The following is a 15953-nucleotide window of genomic DNA, read 5'->3' as shown; positions in this document are numbered from 1 at the left end:
TATTAGGAGGTACATCTCAAATGGCAATTCGTCGTAATAAAATTACCGTTGTCGGCGCAGGTTTCACGGGAGCAACAACTGCTCTTATGTTAGCTCAAAAAGAACTTGGTGACGTTGTTCTTCTCGACATCCCGCAACTGGAAAACCCTACAAAAGGGAAAGCGCTCGACATGCTTGAAGCAGGTCCGGTTCAAGGATACGATAGCCAGATTACAGGTACTTCCAACTATGCGGATGCTGCTGATTCCGATATCGTCATCATTACAGCAGGTATCGCTCGTAAACCGGGTATGAGCCGCGACGATTTGGTAAACACGAATGCAGGTATCGTCAAGTCCGTTTGTGAAAACGTGAGAGAAGTAGCTCCTAATTCCATCGTTATCATCTTGAGTAACCCTGTTGACGCGATGACTTACGTAGCATTCCAAGCACTTGGTTTCCCGAAAAACCGTGTAATCGGTCAATCCGGCGTACTCGATACAGCTCGTTACCTGACGTTCATCTCCCAAGAGTTGAATGTATCCGTTGAGGATGTTAAAGGTGTTGTTATCGGTGGACACGGCGATGACATGGTTCCACTCGTACGTTACACATACGCTGGCGGCGTGCCAATCGAGAAGCTGATCCCAGCTGACCGTATTGAAGCGATCGTGCAACGTACACGTACTGGCGGCGGCGAAATCGTTAACCTACTTGGTAACGGTAGTGCATATTACGCACCAGCGGCTTCCCTTGTGCAAATGACTGAAGCAATCCTTAAAGATAAAAAACGTATCATTCCAACCATCGCTCTTCTTGAAGGCGAATATGGTTATGACAACTTGTTCATGGGCGTTTTAACTGTACTTGGTGCTAACGGTATCGAGAAAATTCTTGACATCGAGCTGACTGAGGAAGAGAAAACAGCTTTGGACAAAACAGCAAGCTCTGTTCGCAACGTAATCAAAGTTGTAACAGGTTAATAAGCTTTGGAAGAAGAATCAACTACCTGTGTGAATAGGTGGTTGGTTCTTTTTTTTGCTTATTTTATAGAGGCGATGCACAATTTTTTGTTAATATTGTAAATTGAATTCCAACCACTATTCCCAGTTAATGGTCTATGCTACGATAGGCATAAGCCAGCAAAATTGGCTAAAAAATCTATAGGATGGTGGGATTTGATGTTGAAGAAAAGCTTGCTAGGAACAAGAAACTGGAGAAGACTCTGTTTAACTGCACTATTATCCGTATCAATGTTAGGCATTGTTCCACAAGCTTTTGCGGAAGGTCCGAATGACCCCGCGCCATCGATAACGCCGACAACGGCGAATGGCAAAAAGGTGCTGTTTGACAATACGCACGGTCAAACGGCAGGTGCAGCTGATTGGGTTATTGACGGCGGTTTCTCTGATTTTGCTAACGCATTAGGAAATGCAGGCTATTTTGTAAAAGAACTGCGTAAGAGTACAGCGATTACACTCTCCGATTTATCAGCATATGATGTGTTCGTTATTGGTGAGGCTAACATTCCATATAAGACATCTGAGCAAAGTGCCATGCTGCAGTATGTGCAAGGCGGCGGCAGCATCTTCTTCATTGGTGATCATTACAATGCAGATCGTAATAAAAATCGTTGGGACGCTTCAGAAGTATTTAATGGCTTTCGCCGCGGCGCGTGGACCAATCCAGCTGCGGGAATGAGTACAGCAGAAGCTGCTTCGGCTGCAATGCAGGGTGTTGCAAGCTCTGATTGGTTGTCGGCCAATTTCGGAGTGAAGTTCCGTTATAACGCATTAGGTGATATTACAGCGAATAATATCGTGAGCCCCTCTCAGGCTTTTAATATTACGAGTGGTGTCTCCACGGTTGCTATGCATGCAGGCTCGACTTTAGCGGTTACTGACCCTAACAAAGCCAAAGGTATTGTTTACCTGCCAGCGACGACGACCAAATGGGCTAGTGCTGTGGATCAAGGGGTATACAACGGCGGAGGAGTAGCAGAAGGTCCTTTTGTCGCGGTTTCCAAAGTAAGTGCAGGCAAAGCTGGATTCATTGGCGATTCCTCGCCAGTTGAAGATGCGACGCCAAAGTATAAGAGAGAAGAGACAGGCGGTACGAAAACGACGTATGCGGGATTCCAAGAGCAGAATGATGCTTCTCTTTTAGTGAATATGGTGAACTGGTTGGCAACCAAAGAAAGTTATACAAGTTTAACGCAAGTGCCGGGCCTTACATTGGATTCAGCAACTACACTCTACTCATGGGAGCAGCCGGCTAATACAACAGAGCCGCAGGCCGAGCCTTGGGCAGCACCTGCAGCTGGTTATAATTGGTGGGATCCTTCAACGTTTAAAGTAGGATCTTACGGATATAGTACCGCCACGAATACAACAGATCCGTTTGCATTTGTCCATCAAGCGCAATTGCCAAATCAGGCGGTTTTTCAAGTGAAGATTATTCTAAATGGCCTAACAGCAAATTCAACAACAACAGGCTATAATATTGGTATTTATAATGGTTCAGGTACCCAGGTCGCTAAGGTTCAAAATAGCAATGGCACATGGCCTTCCACTTACGGTTACAGCACGAGCTTCTCATTAACAGCTGACGCAAGCGGTCATGCGGAGAAGATTGTGAGTATTCAAATTAATCCAAGCATCTCCGGTGCTGCTAATATGCGCTTGAGACAGAACACGACTGCCAAATTTACTGAGGCCGTTACGATCGCTAATGTTCCAGTTGAGCCACTGCCTTAAAACGTTAAGCGGACAGGAATCAGCTTGATCTATAGGAAGTGAATATAACCCTGCGGGCTCATGATCCTGATGAGTTCGTTGGGTTGTTTTGCATAAAATTGGTCACAGTTTTGTGTAGATATAGTGAATTAGCTGGATTCATGGGATCGCTTTCTTGTCTGGACTCTTCCAGTTCGGTTATACTTAATAAAACCAATACATAAAATTGCGGAGGTTGTCCAAATGTATCCAGTTATGATTTTTTTACATGTCGTTAGTGCTTTATTGCTTGGTGCTTATGTCATGTTCCCATTCTTAGTGGGACGAGCTGCAACCTTGTCTGGAGCTGCTCAAGAGAGTTTTGTCGGCGTGATAGCTAAGATCAATCGCATTGGTCAATTTTCACTGATTGTAACCTTCCTTACAGGTGGCGCAATGATCAGTCAAGTGGATCCAAAGCCGTCCGTCCTATGGATGATCTCTTCTATTGTTCTTCTTCTGATTGTAGGAGCAATTACGGGGATGATCGGTGGTAGAATCAAAAAGCTGATTGCGAATAGCAAAGCAGGTAAAAGCACAGCTTCTGATGCTGCCAAAATTAAAACCTTCAGCTGGATCGCAGCCATCGCTGTTATCGTGGCTGTACTGATTATGACGAATCCGCAGCTGCTGTCGTAAGCTTAAGGAAACAGAAAAGAAAGAGCATGTTCATCTTCTGGATGACATGCTCTTTCTGCATTTGCGGGACTCGGATCATGTTAAAGAGTTCTCTGGTGCGTCGATTAATCCAATGTGATTTCATCTAATGTTTTCTCAAATGATGCACTCATATGCTCGAGGAAATAATCAACTTCTGGCATGTTCATTTTCTGTAAGCTTTCCAGAATTTGCTGCTTCGCGACGACGAATTCTCGGTTGCCGGTGGAGAGCTCGGTTAAGCATTTAATATACGCTTCGAGCAAGTCGGCAGCTTTCACCCAGCGGTAGAGCTCAGGGTCTGGATCTTGAATTAAGCTGCGATAAATACCGCTGATTTCAGGTGGAATCGTTTGAATTAGGCGTTCGACTGCGACATCTTCGATCTCACGGAAGTTCCGCAGTATTTGCTCATTGTTATGCTTCACAGGCTGGGGAATATCCCCCGTTAGTACTTCGGAAGCGTCGTGGAACAATGCGATGGATACCACGCGATCCGTTGGCACGTTGCGTCCATATACTTCATTGGCAATGGTGCACAACATATGGGCAATCGTCGAAACATAGAAAGAATGCTCTGCTACGTTTTCTCTGCGCATGTTCCACATGAGACTCCAGCGATCAATATATTTAAGTCGATATAAGTAAGCGAAAAAGTGATGATTCATCGGGTTAACTCCTCTTTCTATTAAAGTAAAACAAAACGGCTTATTTGACGCTCGGCGTCACCCTCACTGCCACCTTCCCGGTGGCCGGGGTGTAGACGAGCGGTTGCCCGATCAGCGCGCCAAGATCATCCTGCGCGATCGTGACCAGCCCGTGCTCGCGCAGCACGGGCTGCCGCAGCGTAACGCGCGCGTTTCCGCGCGTCGCTGCCTTCGCATTCACCTGCAGGGTGAATGCCTCTTGCCCGAGGCGGAGGCGAAGCGCTCCGCCTTCCACTACAGCGCTGCCGCCGAGCTGCGCTGCGGCAGCAGACGCGTCCACGCGCAGCGGGGCGCTGTCCGGCTGCGCCAAGACCCGGCGCTGGATCGAGCGGTGCAGCAGCTCCGGCGTGATGCCGGGGCTGCCCGCGTTGATCCGCGGGATCAACAGATGATCAGCGCTTCGCGTCGCCATCTCTGGCGAAATCGTGAAGGCATAGCGGATGCCCGCCTTCGCTACTTGCTCTGTCGCCGCCGGCGACGTGATGCCGTATGGGTACGCCAACGTGTCGAGCGGCGCATCCGTTAAGTCCGCAAGCTTGCCGATGCAAGCTTGCGTATCCTTGTAAACACGCTGCGTATAAGCATCATCGCTCTCCGCATCCAATCTTCCTACCAGCGCTGCTTCACCACTGGGAAGCTTGTGGTGAAGATTGTTGGTATGGCAGCCAATATCGATAAAGTTCGTGGCATGCGTCATCTCACTGATTTGTTCCTTCGACATGGAAGGGATGTAGGACCCCAGCGGATTCGTTAAGTCATTGGTAATAACGAAATTCACAGCAGGAATTCGCAAGCTTTTCAAAATCGGATAGGCCGCTGTGTAAAAGCTTTGATAGCCATCATCGAACGTAACCAGGACAGCATTCGATGGGACGGTAGCGCCCTCCATGTACTGTTTGAACTCTTCTAAGGAAATAAAATGATAGCCTTTGCTAAGCAGGAATTGAAGCTGATTTTGAAAAAGCGAGCTTGTAATTGTGCTAGAGCTGGTGTCCTTTTCATGCACATGATGATACATAAGAACGGCCACTTGGTCCTGGTAGTAAATATCCTCTGAACGCTTAGCCTGCAGCGGCGTAAGCAAAAGGGTGAGCCCAATCAGGCTAACTAGAATCGAAACAGCGATTCTTTTGTACATGTCAGTGAATCTCCTTGTTTTCCTCACAAGAACCGTCGAACTCTTCATGGGAGGTATGTTATAATAGTTTGTAATTATTATTATGTGTGTATTTGAGAGAGGAGCCAGACCTAGTCATGCAGCATTTTTATCAAAGCGTCTACGATTTGATTGTCGAAACTTCCACTAACCTTCCCGGTGATGTGCGCCGTGCGGTACAAGCCGCTCAGGAAAATGAGGACAAAGGCACGCGTTCTGCGTTATCTCTATCCCGCATTGCGGATAACATCCATATGGCGGAATGCAATGTATCCCCAATTTGTCAGGATACGGGTATGCCAACGTTTATTATACACTGTCCGGTTGGGGCAAACCAAATTATCATGAAGAAGCAAATCTTAGAAGCGGTTGCTAATGCAACCAAAGCCAGCAAGCTGCGCACGAACTCCGTAGACTCTCTTACAGGTGCAAACAGCGGAGATAATCTTGGGCCTGGTACGCCGGTTGTTCATTTCGAGCAATGGGAACGTGATGATATCGAAGTGAAGTTGATTCTAAAAGGCGGCGGCTGTGAGAACAAAAATATTCAATACAGCTTGCCTGCTGATCTTGAAGGTGTAGGTAAAGCAGGACGTGATCTTGACGGCATTCGCAAATGTGTCATGCATGCGGTTTATCAAGCGCAAGGTCAAGGATGCAGTGCTGGTTTCATCGGCGTAGGTATTGGAGGCGACCGTACAAGCGGGTACGAGCTGGCGAAGCACCAATTATTCCGTCATGTTGACGATGTGAATCCACATCCGGAGCTGCGCAAGGTCGAAGAGTACGTCATGGAGCATGCCAATACGCTTGGTATTGGAACAATGGGCTTCGGCGGTCAAGTGACTCTGCTTGGCTGTAAAGTTGGCGTAATGAACCGTTTGCCAGCAAGCTTCTTCGTTTCTGTGGCATACAACTGTTGGGCTTTCCGTCGTCAAGGCGTAGTCTTGAATGCGGAAACTGGCGAAATCAATGGCTGGTCTTATCCAAGAGGGACAGAGGTTTCTTTCCAAGAGGCTTTCGAAGCGAGTGCAGAAGAAGCTAAGAATACGCCAAAAGAAGAGCGTCGTGAGATCGTATTGACAACGCCAATATCGGAAGAGCAAATTCGCAGCCTCAAAGTCGGTGATGTCGTAGTCATCAATGGTACGATGCACACAGGACGCGATGCGCTGCATAAATATTTGATGGATCATGATGCGCCGGTTGATCTCAATGGGGCTGCGATTTATCATTGCGGGCCGGTCATGAGTAAGGATGAAGCTGGCGAATGGCACGTTAAAGCGGCGGGACCAACGACTAGTATCCGCGAGGAGCCTTACCAAGGTGATATTATCAAGAAATTTGGCATTCGAGCAGTCATTGGTAAAGGCGGAATGGGGCCAAAAACGTTAGCAGCTTTGAAAGAACATGGCGGCGTTTATTTGAACGCTATCGGTGGTGCTGCGCAATACTACGCACAGTGCTTTAAGAAGGTTGAAGGCGTTGATTACATGGAATTCGGAATTCCTGAAGCGATGTGGCACTTGGAAACAGAAGGATTCGCTGCTATCGTAACGATGGATTCACACGGCAACAGCCTACATGCTGACGTAGAGAAGAATTCACTTGAGAAGCTGGCAGCTCTGAAAGAGCCTGTTTTCAAATAATTTTCTAAGCGGTGCACTTAACCTTCATCTTTACAAAAAAAATACTGGATTAGGCACGGAAGAAAGGGTTACTATGTAGAGTAGCTCTTTTCTTTTTGTTTTCACCCATGAAATGGACAGACTGAACCACATCGGAGGCTAGTATCAGATGACCAAATTCCGTGCCAAACTAACTTTTATTTTGATTTTATTGATTGGTTGTTCCATGCTGATTGCGGGCATTTTCATGGCTAAGGTGCTTGAGAATTCTCACATTAATTCTTTACAAGATAATATGGAGCGCGAGCTCCAAGTCATTACGGCAACTGGTGATTGGAACCGAAAAGGTACCGATGCAGAGTTGATGTCTTACTATTCTGATCAAGCCAAACGCCTTAAAGAAGCAACGAATGAGAGATTGACGTATGTTCGAGCCGATGGCAAAGTATTAGGTGACTCTGATCAAAGGCCCGAACAGATGGACAATCACTTGAATCGACCGGAGATTGCTTCGGCAGCAGCGAATGGAGTCGGCTACGTTACGCGTTACAGCGATACATTGAAAGAAAATATGCTTTATGCCGCTATTCCAGTGAAGAATGAAGCGCAGGAGACAACAGGTTTTCTACGTATTTCTATGAGTTTGGAACAGGTAGGGAATTCGATTCGCAGCCTATGGTACTTCCTGATTTCTGGGTTGATCATTTTGTTCCTGATCGCAGGAATCGTTAGTTATCGGATTGCCAAAGGGATTACTCACCCCATTGAGAAGATGACGAAAGTAGCCCAGCAAATTACGAATATGAACTACCAATCTCGCGTTCCGGCTTACAGTAACGATGAGGTTGGACAGCTGGGTCAGGCGATTAATCGCATGTCCGAAAGTTTGCAGCAGCAAATGGCACGGATTCAGGAAAATGAACGCAGGCTTCAAGGCGTTATGGAAAATATGATGAGCGGCATTATGATGATTGACCGTGAAGAGCGGATCATGCTTTTAAATCCTGCTGCGGAATACATTTTAGGTTTCTCCTCACAGGAGCTTCTAGGGAAGAAATATAATGAAGCGAAGCAGCAATATGAATTTACAAAGTTGATACAAGAATGTATTGAGACACAAGATCCAATTCGCGATGAGATGGTTTTCTATTATCCGGCAGAGCGAATTCTTGATATTCATTTGAGTCCAATTGCCCATGAAGATGAGGAATGGTCGGGTGTTCTTATCGTTATTCACGATATTACGGCTGTACGCAGACTTGAGCGGATGCGTAGCGAATTCGTCGCGAATGTATCGCATGAGTTAAAGACGCCAATTGCCGCGGTTAAAGGCTTTGCCGAAACGCTGCTGGCTGGTGCGCTTAACGATAAGGAAACGGCAGTGTCGTTCTTACAAATCATTTTTGATGAGAGTGAGCGGTTGAATCGATTAATAGGGGATATTCTAGAGTTATCCAAAATTGAATCAAAGCGGATTCCGATGAATTTTTCGCCAATTTACTTGCCTGAATTTCTTGAGAGATCGTTAAGTGTGTTACGAAAAGAAGCGGAGAAGAAGCATATTGAACTAAGTATGCTGGTCGATGACGATATATATATCGAGGCGGATGAAGATCGGTTACGGCAAATTATCATCAATCTCCTTTCCAATGGCATTGCTTACACCCACGATGGCGGCAAAGTGAAAGTGCGTGTAGAACCACTCGATATGAATGCTGATGGGGATTATGAACGGCTGCGGTTAATTGTTTCGGATACGGGTATGGGCATACCGAAGAAGGATTTACCTCGAATTTTCGAGAGATTCTATCGTGTTGATAAAGCGCGCTCCAGAAGCTCAGGCGGAACGGGATTAGGATTATCGATTGTGAAACATTTAGTTGAGCTGCATAAAGGAACGATTCGGGTCGATAGTGAGGTTGGCGTCGGTACGAGGTTCACGATTGAATTGCCTGTTATACACTAATTTACACAGCGATGATGAAACATTTACATTGTTTTTACAATCATGTGGTAAAATGAGGTTGTGCAATGTAAATATACTGTAAACGCGGGGGATCCCATGGCACAAAAAATACTAGTTATTGAAGACGAGCCAACTCTAGCTCGATTGCTATCGTACAATCTATCTCAGGACGGGTATGATACGAAAGTTGTCGACCATGGCGGCGATGGACTTCAAGAGGCGTTACAGCAGACTTACGACTTAATTATTCTGGATATCATGCTGCCTGGACTGAATGGCTTCGAGGTATTGGCGAAGTTAAGGCAGAAAGGAAACAGCACACCTGTTATTATTTTAACGGCACGCAATGCCGAGGATGAAGTGGTGCAAGGTCTTAAGCACGGTGCTGATGATTATATAACGAAGCCCTTTGGGGTGGCGGAATTGCTTGCCCGCGTCTCTGCCGTTCTGCGAAGAACACAATCGGAGGAAGTGGCAGCGGACAAACTTAAAAGCAATGAGAAAGTGATTCAGGCGGGGGAATTGTTCATTTATCCGGAGAAATATGAAGTCGTCCTGAATGGGGATTCCATTCCGTTAAGACCGAAGGAGTTTGAGGTCCTGCTTTATCTCGTGCAGCGTCCGGGTGTCGTCGTAACAAGAGACGATCTAATGAATATCGTTTGGGGATTCGACTATATTGGCGGTCAGAGAACCGTAGATGTTCATGTGAGCTCGCTTCGTAAGAAGTTGGAAATGAATCAACAGTCTGTTCAAATCGATTCCATTCGTGGCGTTGGCTACAAGCTGGTAGCAAGTATGATCAAAAAATAATGAGCCTTGGGTGCTGGTTAACAGCGGCCCAGGCTCATTTTTGTGCGTAAACAACGTAAATGCTGTTCCCCAATGGCTCCGATTTAACTTGGCTTGTATGAGAGAGCAGCCACTCTGTTAAATGGGTATGCGTCATGTAGAGATCGACCTGCTCATGCATCATAGGCAGCTTGGTTGCCTTAGTCGAGATGAGGTTGGCAAGAAAGACATCTGCCTCATTTCGATCTTGCATCATATAATCGGCTAAGCACACGATTCCGCCAGGCTTCAATACCCGCATCATTTCACCCCATGCGAGTTCCCTTTGCGCTTCTGTCAGATGATGAAGGGCAAACGAACTGACAACATAATCAAACGTGCCGTCCATGAATGGAATGGCCAGAACATTGCCTAGCTTGAGTTCGATGTCAGCATATTTGGCCGCACAAATCTTGAGCATTTGTTTGGATTGGTCGATCGCGGACATGGTGAGGCCAATTTGCTGCAGCTTGCCGGCTAAGTTGCCGGTACCTGTTCCTACATCAAGCCCCTTAAGGCCATGAGCAGGAGAGATAAGCTGGGCGATTTTGTCTAAAGCTGCTTCGTAGCTTGTATATACAGGAGGGCTGCTCATCTCGATGTCGTTCAGTAGGCCGTTTTCTGCGACATCTACAAACGAGGAAGCAGGATGCAGCAGCTCGTCAAACTGTAGGGCCTTTCGATCGAAATCCCAATGGTCGCGCCAGCTTCCCCTTAGGTCGCGCAGCTCCTTGCTTTGCTGGGCTAGCTCGTAAAGCAGTTCAGTCGGCAGTTTGCTGCTTCCTTGAGCGGCTTGGATCATCTGATCCATGGTTCCGATAATTTGTTTCATTTCTGTCCACTGTTGAAATAGCATCGAACGCTGCATTTGCAGAGCGCTTAGCACTTCCTCTTGTTGATTTAAATCAGTTTGTGCTAAGGTCTGACGAATATCTTCAAGTGTCATTCCGACTTCCCTTAGAGAAATAATCGTTTGTAGTCTCCACGCATCTTGTTCCGTATAGGTTCGGTAGCCATTCTCTTTCTGCTTTGCAGGAGTTAATAGTCCTTTCTGCTCATAGAAGCGAATTGCTCTGGCTGTGATGCCAAGTTTGCGGGAAATTTCGTTAATAAGCATATATGGTCCTCCATCATGGCACAATTGCATACAATTTTCGCCAGATCAGAAATTTTATTTTTGTGGGTTTTTGTTATACTCTTATATAGTACTAGCTATGAGCAATTGTGAGAAGCCTAACGGTTATACATATCTAAGGAGGATTATCATGTCAAAAACGTATCGTATAGCAATTATTGGATGTGGCGGTATTGCCAATGGCAAGCACATGCCAAGTTTGAACAAATTAAAGAATGTAGAGATGGTTGCTTTCTGTGACATAATTTCTGAAAAAGCGCAGGAAGCTGCTGCTAAGTATGGCAAAGAAGACGCTCGCGTTTATGAAGATTACCGCGAGGTTCTGAAAGACAGTTCCATTGACATCGTTCATGTCTGTACGCCAAATGATTCACATGCGGAAATCACGATTGCTGCATTAGAAGCAGGCAAGCACGTGATGTCAGAGAAGCCGATGGCCAAAACAGCTGCAGATGCACGCCGTATGGTGGAAGCAGCTAAGCGTACAGGTAAGAAGCTGACAGTTGGTTACAACAATCGCTTCCGTGGCGATAGCCAGCATTTGCACCATTTGTGCTCGGAAGGCGAGCTGGGTGAGATTTATTTCGCTAAGGCTCATGCGATTCGTCGCCGCGCAGTACCTACTTGGGGCGTTTTCCTTGATGAGGAGAAGCAAGGCGGTGGCCCGCTGATCGATATCGGTACGCATGCACTTGATTTAACGATGTGGATGATGAACAACTATGAGCCGAAGGTCGTACTGGGTACTTCTTATCATAAATTATCCCAACGAGAAAATGCAGCTAATGCTTGGGGACCTTGGGATCCTTCGAAGTTCACTGTTGAGGATTCCGCGTTTGGTATGATTACAATGAAAAATGGTGCTACGATTATTCTAGAATCGAGCTGGGCGCTGAATACACTTGAAGTGGATGAAGCGAAATGTACACTTAGCGGAACTGAGGGCGGCGCTGATATGAAAGGCGGTCTTCGCATTAATGGTGAGAAGCACAGCCGTTTGTACACGACCGAAGTTGAATTGAATGCTGGCGGCGTAGCCTTCTACGATGGTGAAACAGAAAGTGCGCCGGATTTAGAAATGCGCTTATGGATTCAAGCGATCGAGAATGATACAGATCCGGTTGTAACTCCTGAGCAAGCATGTGTCGTATCCGAAATCTTAGAAGCCATTTATGAATCAGCCAAAACAGGGAAAGCCGTTTATTTCGACTAGTTTCGACTATTTCCTGGGAAATGAAGGATCCCCTTCTTCGATATGTTATCGGAGGAAGGGGATTTTCTTGTGCTACCATATAGGAAAGTATAAGTTTTCTATTCCGGAAAATGACTTTCCTATTGGCGATAAAAACTACATCTAAACGCGGTCGCTCATCTTAAATGGCTTCGATAGAGGTTTTCTCATAAAATGCTCTTGTTAGCTTTCCGATATTCACCAGGTGTAGAGCCCGTTCTTTTCTTGAACATTTTAGAAAAATGGTGTAAATCAGCGAAACCGCAATAGAGTGCTATAGATTCGAGACTAAGATCTGTGTTTGTGAGCAGTTCCTTGGCGTGATTAACCCGCATGTTGATTAAATACTGGTGAGGCGAGATGCCATATCGCTGCTTGAACATGAAACTGAATCTGGAAACAGAAAGGCTGGCTCGATTCGCCATGTCCTCTAATGAAATGGGTTCGCTTAGATGATTGGAAAAGTAAGAAGTAATCCAGTTGAACGAATGTACAGGTGTCTGTGTCGCCTGATAGTAAGTCTCAAGTAGAGAAATGATAATTTCCGTAACGAGATGTTGGGTTTTCAGCTGTATGAGCAGATCCTGTTGCTGGGCATACTCAATAACCTGAAAAAGCGTTTCTTTCAATTTAGAAGGGTTAGACGGATGGACATGCACCGGCATTTGAATCCCATACAGATCGTTGATTGTTGGCTGCATCAGGTTCATATAAGCTGATAAATCAATCTGACCGGGTCGGGTGGGGAAGCTTTTTTCACGTTCGGAATTATAACATAAATCAAAATGAATAAAAGGCGTAACTGTGTTAGTCAGTCCTTCGAGTGTTAGTAAGCTTCCCGGCTGTACGAGGCAGAATTGACCAGATTGAAACATATACTTCTTATGATCTACCCAAAAACAGCAAGTGCCCTCTTGAACATAAACGAATAGGTAATCAAGCAGCCTTCGCTCCGGATATGACCACGGCTTACGAACAGCAAACTCACTTTGCCTAACAAAAGGAACAATCGCATGTTGTTTCAATAATTCGGTGAGCATGCAGAATCCTTTCTTGTACCAATAATTCTTTCTTATGTCTTATTGTAGTACTTCATGGAACATCAAATCCAGTTGTTTTTGACAATAATAAAACCTTGTTTGACAAAGATTTTGCACCATTTGCCTCCTATAATAAAGCTATAATTATACAATGAGGTGAGCAGAGAATGAGCCTTCCGGAAACCAATAATAGTCATGAATTACCCTCCATGGAAGACAACTATGAATTGTCTGAGCAGCAGAAAGAAAGTTATCAGAAAAAAGGACATATTGCTCTTAGACAGGTGGCAATTAAGTCAGAAATCGCTTCTTACGAGCCTATTATTAGTCACTTGGTGAAAGAGTTGAATAAGCATGATAAGCCGCTAGAGCAGCGAGATACGTATGGTAAAGCCTTTATCCAGATTTCAAATCTGTGGGAGAAAAGTGAAGCGATAAGGAGATTCGTGCTAGCAAAACGATTTGCCAAAATCGCAGCTGATTTAATGGGGGTGGATGGGGTACGAATTTATCATGATCAAGCCCTGTTTAAAGAACCTCACGGTGGCCATACACCGTGGCATCAAGATCAAATTTATTGGCCGCTAGATACAGATAAGACGATTACCATGTGGATGCCGTTAGTTCCCATTTCCCAAGAGGTGGGATCTATGACCTTTGCATCGGAGTCTCATCTTATGGGCTACATTAATAAAATGGTCATCTCCGACGAATCTCACCGAACACTTGCCGGATACATTGAAGGCAAAGGCTTCGAAACGATGTCTCATGGCGCCATGGAGGCAGGCGATGCAACGTTCCACTCCGGGTGGACACTGCACAGCGCGCCTGGCAACCCTACGGACACCATGCGTAAAGTGATGACCGTGATTTATTATGCCGACGGAACGAGAGTAGCCGAGCCAGATAGTAAAGCGCGTGAGAACGATTTGAAAGCGTGGTTTCCTGGCATTCAACCAGGCGATGTGGCGGCAACTGCGTTAAATCCTTTGGTTTACAGCCGTAGTAGCGCAAATTAAGAAGGCTCGCTCCCCCTTATATTTTGAGAAGGGGAGCGAGCTTTGTTATGAAATGAGCTACCATTTGCTCCCTTGCGGAGCCGGGCAACGGGCAGCCGTTAGTTTGGCCTTGATGGCCATGAGACAACCACACCAACGGCATGTTGTACCGAATTGATAGTCTTTACAGCCATTGCATATCGCGATCCGCCGATCATACTCTTCTTCCGTAGTCAGCTTTAGATTACGTACTTTGAGCGTTTCGCCGAAAAGCTTAGCGATCTCTTCAGGTGTCACATGTACCGTTGCGGAACAACCTTTGCATGCAGGTGCATCTTCCATTTTATGGATTACCATATTGGATATGCTCCTTAAGAAAGACGAAGCGTGACAACAGATTTGGCAGGAAGTGTAACGATAAGCTGATCATTTTCAAACCTGAAATTGGTGAAATCCGTTAGGTTTACTGTTTCAGGCTCGTCGAAGGTATTATGAGATTGTATGGTATCCGAAGTTAGAATTTGACCCGCGACTGATCCCACCGTACGTCCGCGAACGTCACAGTTTACTTCGAGTTGGTCGGAATGGTGCAGATTACATAGCGAAATATGTAATTGGTTAGCCGTATCTAAGGAGGCGGATACGCTGAGTTGATCGATTTTTTTACCATCCATCTCATATGATGGGCTCTCTGCATGAGTGCTAATGAGGCTAGCACCTTGATGAACCTTGTACATATCAAAGACATGATAAGTAGGTGTAAGAAGCATGTCGGCGCCTTCGGTTAATATGACAGATTGCAAGACATTGACGACCTGAGCAATGTTTGCCATGCGAACACGATCACTATGCTTATGGAAAATGTTTAAATTAATTCCAGCGACGAGCGCATCACGCATCGTATTTTGTTGATATAAGAAGCCAGGATTCGTTCCAGGCTCTACATTGAACCATGTTCCCCACTCATCGACAATGAGGGCAACTCGTTTCTCAGGATCATATTTGGTCATAATGGTATCATGGCGTGTGATGAGTTCGTCCATAAATAAGGTTTTCTCAAGGGTTTGGAACCATTCTAGTTCCCCGAAGTCGGTAGCGGAGCCTTTATCCTTCCAATTCCCAGTAGGAAGGGTATAGTAATGAAGACTTAAGCCATCCATATGCTTAGCAGCTTCTCTCATTAATACTTCCGTCCAGTTGTAGTCGGCACTGTTTGCACCACATGCTATTTTGAAAATACGGTTATCCCCATAATTTCGTACATAACACGCATATCGGCGATAAAGATCAGCGTAATATTCCGGACGCATGTCACCGCCGCAACCCCAGTTTTCATTACCTACGCCAAAATAGGTAAGTTTCCACGGTTTTTCACGCCCATTTTCTTGACGCCAGTTCGCCATGGGTGACTCGCCATCGAAAGTCATATACTCAACCCATTCGGACATTTCAGCTACGGTACCGCTTCCAACATTTCCACTAATGTAAGGCTCCGCTTCAATTAGCTCGCATAAACGCAAAAATTCATGTGTCCCGAAATGATTGTTTTCCAAGACACCACCCCAGTGTGTGTTAATCATCCGCTTACGTTTCTCAGCTGGACCTACGCCGTCTTTCCAGTGATACTCATCGGCAAAACACCCGCCTGGCCAACGCAAAACAGGAATTTGCAGTTTTTTCAAAGCTCCGATCACATCGTTACGCATACCTTCCGTGTTCGGAATCGGAGAATCCAGACCTACCCAGATTCCCTCATAAATACAGCGTCCCAGGTGCTCAGAGAAATGACCATAAATATTGCGATCGATCGTGCCTTTCGGTGAATCCGCGTTTATAATCAGCTTGGCCATA

14 protein-coding genes are annotated in these 15953 nt (G+C 45.8%); 8 read left to right on the top strand and 6 right to left on the bottom strand.

Annotated features, from left to right (window positions below; all coding sequences use genetic code 11):
* Positions 1-20: 20 nt before the first annotated feature.
* From mdh to AC58U0_RS08945, 3 genes are all read left to right on the top strand, one after another.
* On the top strand, positions 21-962 hold the full coding sequence (mdh, locus tag AC58U0_RS08955) for a malate dehydrogenase (protein ID WP_057307291.1): 942 nt from the start codon (positions 21-23) through the stop codon (positions 960-962).
* Between the two features lie 198 nt (positions 963-1160).
* Positions 1161-2735 (top strand): DNA-binding protein, encoded by a 1575-nt coding sequence (locus tag AC58U0_RS08950; RefSeq protein ID WP_497378847.1) that lies wholly within the window; start codon positions 1161-1163, stop codon positions 2733-2735.
* A 222-nt stretch (positions 2736-2957) separates the two neighbouring features.
* Complete coding sequence (locus tag AC58U0_RS08945) at positions 2958-3392, top strand: hypothetical protein (protein WP_497378660.1); 435 nt, start codon at positions 2958-2960, stop codon at positions 3390-3392.
* 104 nt (positions 3393-3496) lie between these two features.
* On the opposite strand, the gene yfbR is transcribed toward AC58U0_RS08945, so the two are convergent.
* Positions 3497-4078: a 5'-deoxynucleotidase gene (gene yfbR / locus AC58U0_RS08940; protein WP_497378659.1), complete on the bottom strand. Its 582-nt coding sequence runs from the start codon at positions 4076-4078 to the stop codon at positions 3497-3499.
* A 40-nt stretch (positions 4079-4118) separates the two neighbouring features.
* A complete protein-coding gene (locus tag AC58U0_RS08935; protein ID WP_497378657.1) occupies positions 4119-5255 on the bottom strand; it encodes a polysaccharide deacetylase family protein in 1137 nt (378 codons plus the stop codon).
* 116 nt (positions 5256-5371) lie between these two features.
* Here AC58U0_RS08935 and AC58U0_RS08930 point away from each other — a divergent pair, with 116 nt between their 5' ends.
* From AC58U0_RS08930 to AC58U0_RS08920, 3 genes are all read left to right on the top strand, one after another.
* Positions 5372-6922: a fumarate hydratase gene (locus AC58U0_RS08930; protein WP_060645682.1), complete on the top strand. Its 1551-nt coding sequence runs from the start codon at positions 5372-5374 to the stop codon at positions 6920-6922.
* 148 nt (positions 6923-7070) lie between these two features.
* Positions 7071-8867, top strand: coding sequence for a two-component system histidine kinase PnpS (pnpS, locus tag AC58U0_RS08925; RefSeq protein WP_497378656.1), 1797 nt, complete (start codon positions 7071-7073; stop codon positions 8865-8867).
* A gap of 96 nt (positions 8868-8963) precedes the next feature.
* The gene (locus AC58U0_RS08920; protein WP_497378654.1) at positions 8964-9680 is read left to right on the top strand and encodes a response regulator transcription factor; all 717 of its coding nucleotides are present in this window, start codon (positions 8964-8966) and stop codon (positions 9678-9680) included.
* 34 nt (positions 9681-9714) lie between these two features.
* On the opposite strand, the gene AC58U0_RS08915 is transcribed toward AC58U0_RS08920, so the two are convergent.
* Positions 9715-10815: a MerR family transcriptional regulator gene (locus AC58U0_RS08915; protein WP_497378652.1), complete on the bottom strand. Its 1101-nt coding sequence runs from the start codon at positions 10813-10815 to the stop codon at positions 9715-9717.
* A 148-nt stretch (positions 10816-10963) separates the two neighbouring features.
* Here AC58U0_RS08915 and AC58U0_RS08910 point away from each other — a divergent pair, with 148 nt between their 5' ends.
* On the top strand, positions 10964-12046 hold the full coding sequence (locus AC58U0_RS08910) for a Gfo/Idh/MocA family protein (RefSeq protein WP_057307299.1): 1083 nt from the start codon (positions 10964-10966) through the stop codon (positions 12044-12046).
* A gap of 185 nt (positions 12047-12231) precedes the next feature.
* On the opposite strand, the gene AC58U0_RS08905 is transcribed toward AC58U0_RS08910, so the two are convergent.
* Positions 12232-13104 carry a helix-turn-helix domain-containing protein gene (locus AC58U0_RS08905; protein WP_497378650.1) on the bottom strand — a complete coding sequence of 291 codons (873 nt, stop codon included), beginning with the start codon at positions 13102-13104 and terminating at the stop codon, positions 12232-12234.
* Positions 13105-13271: 167 nt separating this feature from the next.
* Here AC58U0_RS08905 and AC58U0_RS08900 point away from each other — a divergent pair, with 167 nt between their 5' ends.
* Positions 13272-14123, top strand: a complete 852-nt coding sequence (locus AC58U0_RS08900) for a phytanoyl-CoA dioxygenase family protein (protein ID WP_497378648.1) — start codon at positions 13272-13274, stop codon at positions 14121-14123.
* Positions 14124-14180: 57 nt separating this feature from the next.
* On the opposite strand, the gene AC58U0_RS08895 is transcribed toward AC58U0_RS08900, so the two are convergent.
* Together AC58U0_RS08895 and AC58U0_RS08890 are read right to left on the bottom strand one after the other, a co-directional pair.
* Entirely contained in the window at positions 14181-14459 is a 279-nt protein-coding gene (locus tag AC58U0_RS08895) for a DUF6171 family protein (RefSeq protein WP_497378647.1), read from the bottom strand.
* A 14-nt stretch (positions 14460-14473) separates the two neighbouring features.
* A complete protein-coding gene (locus tag AC58U0_RS08890) occupies positions 14474-15952 on the bottom strand; it encodes an alpha-N-arabinofuranosidase (RefSeq protein WP_497378646.1) in 1479 nt (492 codons plus the stop codon).
* Position 15953 lies beyond the last annotated feature (1 nt).

It is taken from the genome of Paenibacillus sp. J31P190, from assembly GCF_059692075.1.
Note: the sequence above shows the minus strand (reverse complement) of the source record. Positions and strands in the feature narration are given on the sequence as shown.

Excerpts from the sequence above, each read along its gene's own strand:
- mdh (WP_057307291.1), top strand. The coding sequence starts at position 21 with ATGGCAATTCGTCGTAATAAAATTACCGTTGTCGGCGCAGGTTTCACG.
- AC58U0_RS08930 (WP_060645682.1), top strand. The coding sequence starts at position 5,372 with ATGCAGCATTTTTATCAAAGCGTCTACGATTTGATTGTCGAAACTTCC.
- AC58U0_RS08935 (WP_497378657.1), bottom strand. The coding sequence starts at position 5,255 with ATGTACAAAAGAATCGCTGTTTCGATTCTAGTTAGCCTGATTGGGCTC.
- yfbR (WP_497378659.1), bottom strand. The coding sequence starts at position 4,078 with ATGAATCATCACTTTTTCGCTTACTTATATCGACTTAAATATATTGAT.
- AC58U0_RS08915 (WP_497378652.1), bottom strand. The coding sequence starts at position 10,815 with ATGCTTATTAACGAAATTTCCCGCAAACTTGGCATCACAGCCAGAGCA.
- AC58U0_RS08945 (WP_497378660.1), top strand. The coding sequence starts at position 2,958 with ATGTATCCAGTTATGATTTTTTTACATGTCGTTAGTGCTTTATTGCTT.
- AC58U0_RS08900 (WP_497378648.1), top strand. The coding sequence starts at position 13,272 with ATGAGCCTTCCGGAAACCAATAATAGTCATGAATTACCCTCCATGGAA.
- AC58U0_RS08905 (WP_497378650.1), bottom strand. The coding sequence starts at position 13,104 with ATGCTCACCGAATTATTGAAACAACATGCGATTGTTCCTTTTGTTAGG.
- pnpS (WP_497378656.1), top strand. The coding sequence starts at position 7,071 with ATGACCAAATTCCGTGCCAAACTAACTTTTATTTTGATTTTATTGATT.
- AC58U0_RS08910 (WP_057307299.1), top strand. The coding sequence starts at position 10,964 with ATGTCAAAAACGTATCGTATAGCAATTATTGGATGTGGCGGTATTGCC.
- AC58U0_RS08895 (WP_497378647.1), bottom strand. The coding sequence starts at position 14,459 with ATGGTAATCCATAAAATGGAAGATGCACCTGCATGCAAAGGTTGTTCC.
- AC58U0_RS08950 (WP_497378847.1), top strand. The coding sequence starts at position 1,161 with ATGTTGAAGAAAAGCTTGCTAGGAACAAGAAACTGGAGAAGACTCTGT.
- AC58U0_RS08920 (WP_497378654.1), top strand. The coding sequence starts at position 8,964 with ATGGCACAAAAAATACTAGTTATTGAAGACGAGCCAACTCTAGCTCGA.
- AC58U0_RS08890 (WP_497378646.1), bottom strand. The coding sequence starts at position 15,952 with ATGGCCAAGCTGATTATAAACGCGGATTCACCGAAAGGCACGATCGAT.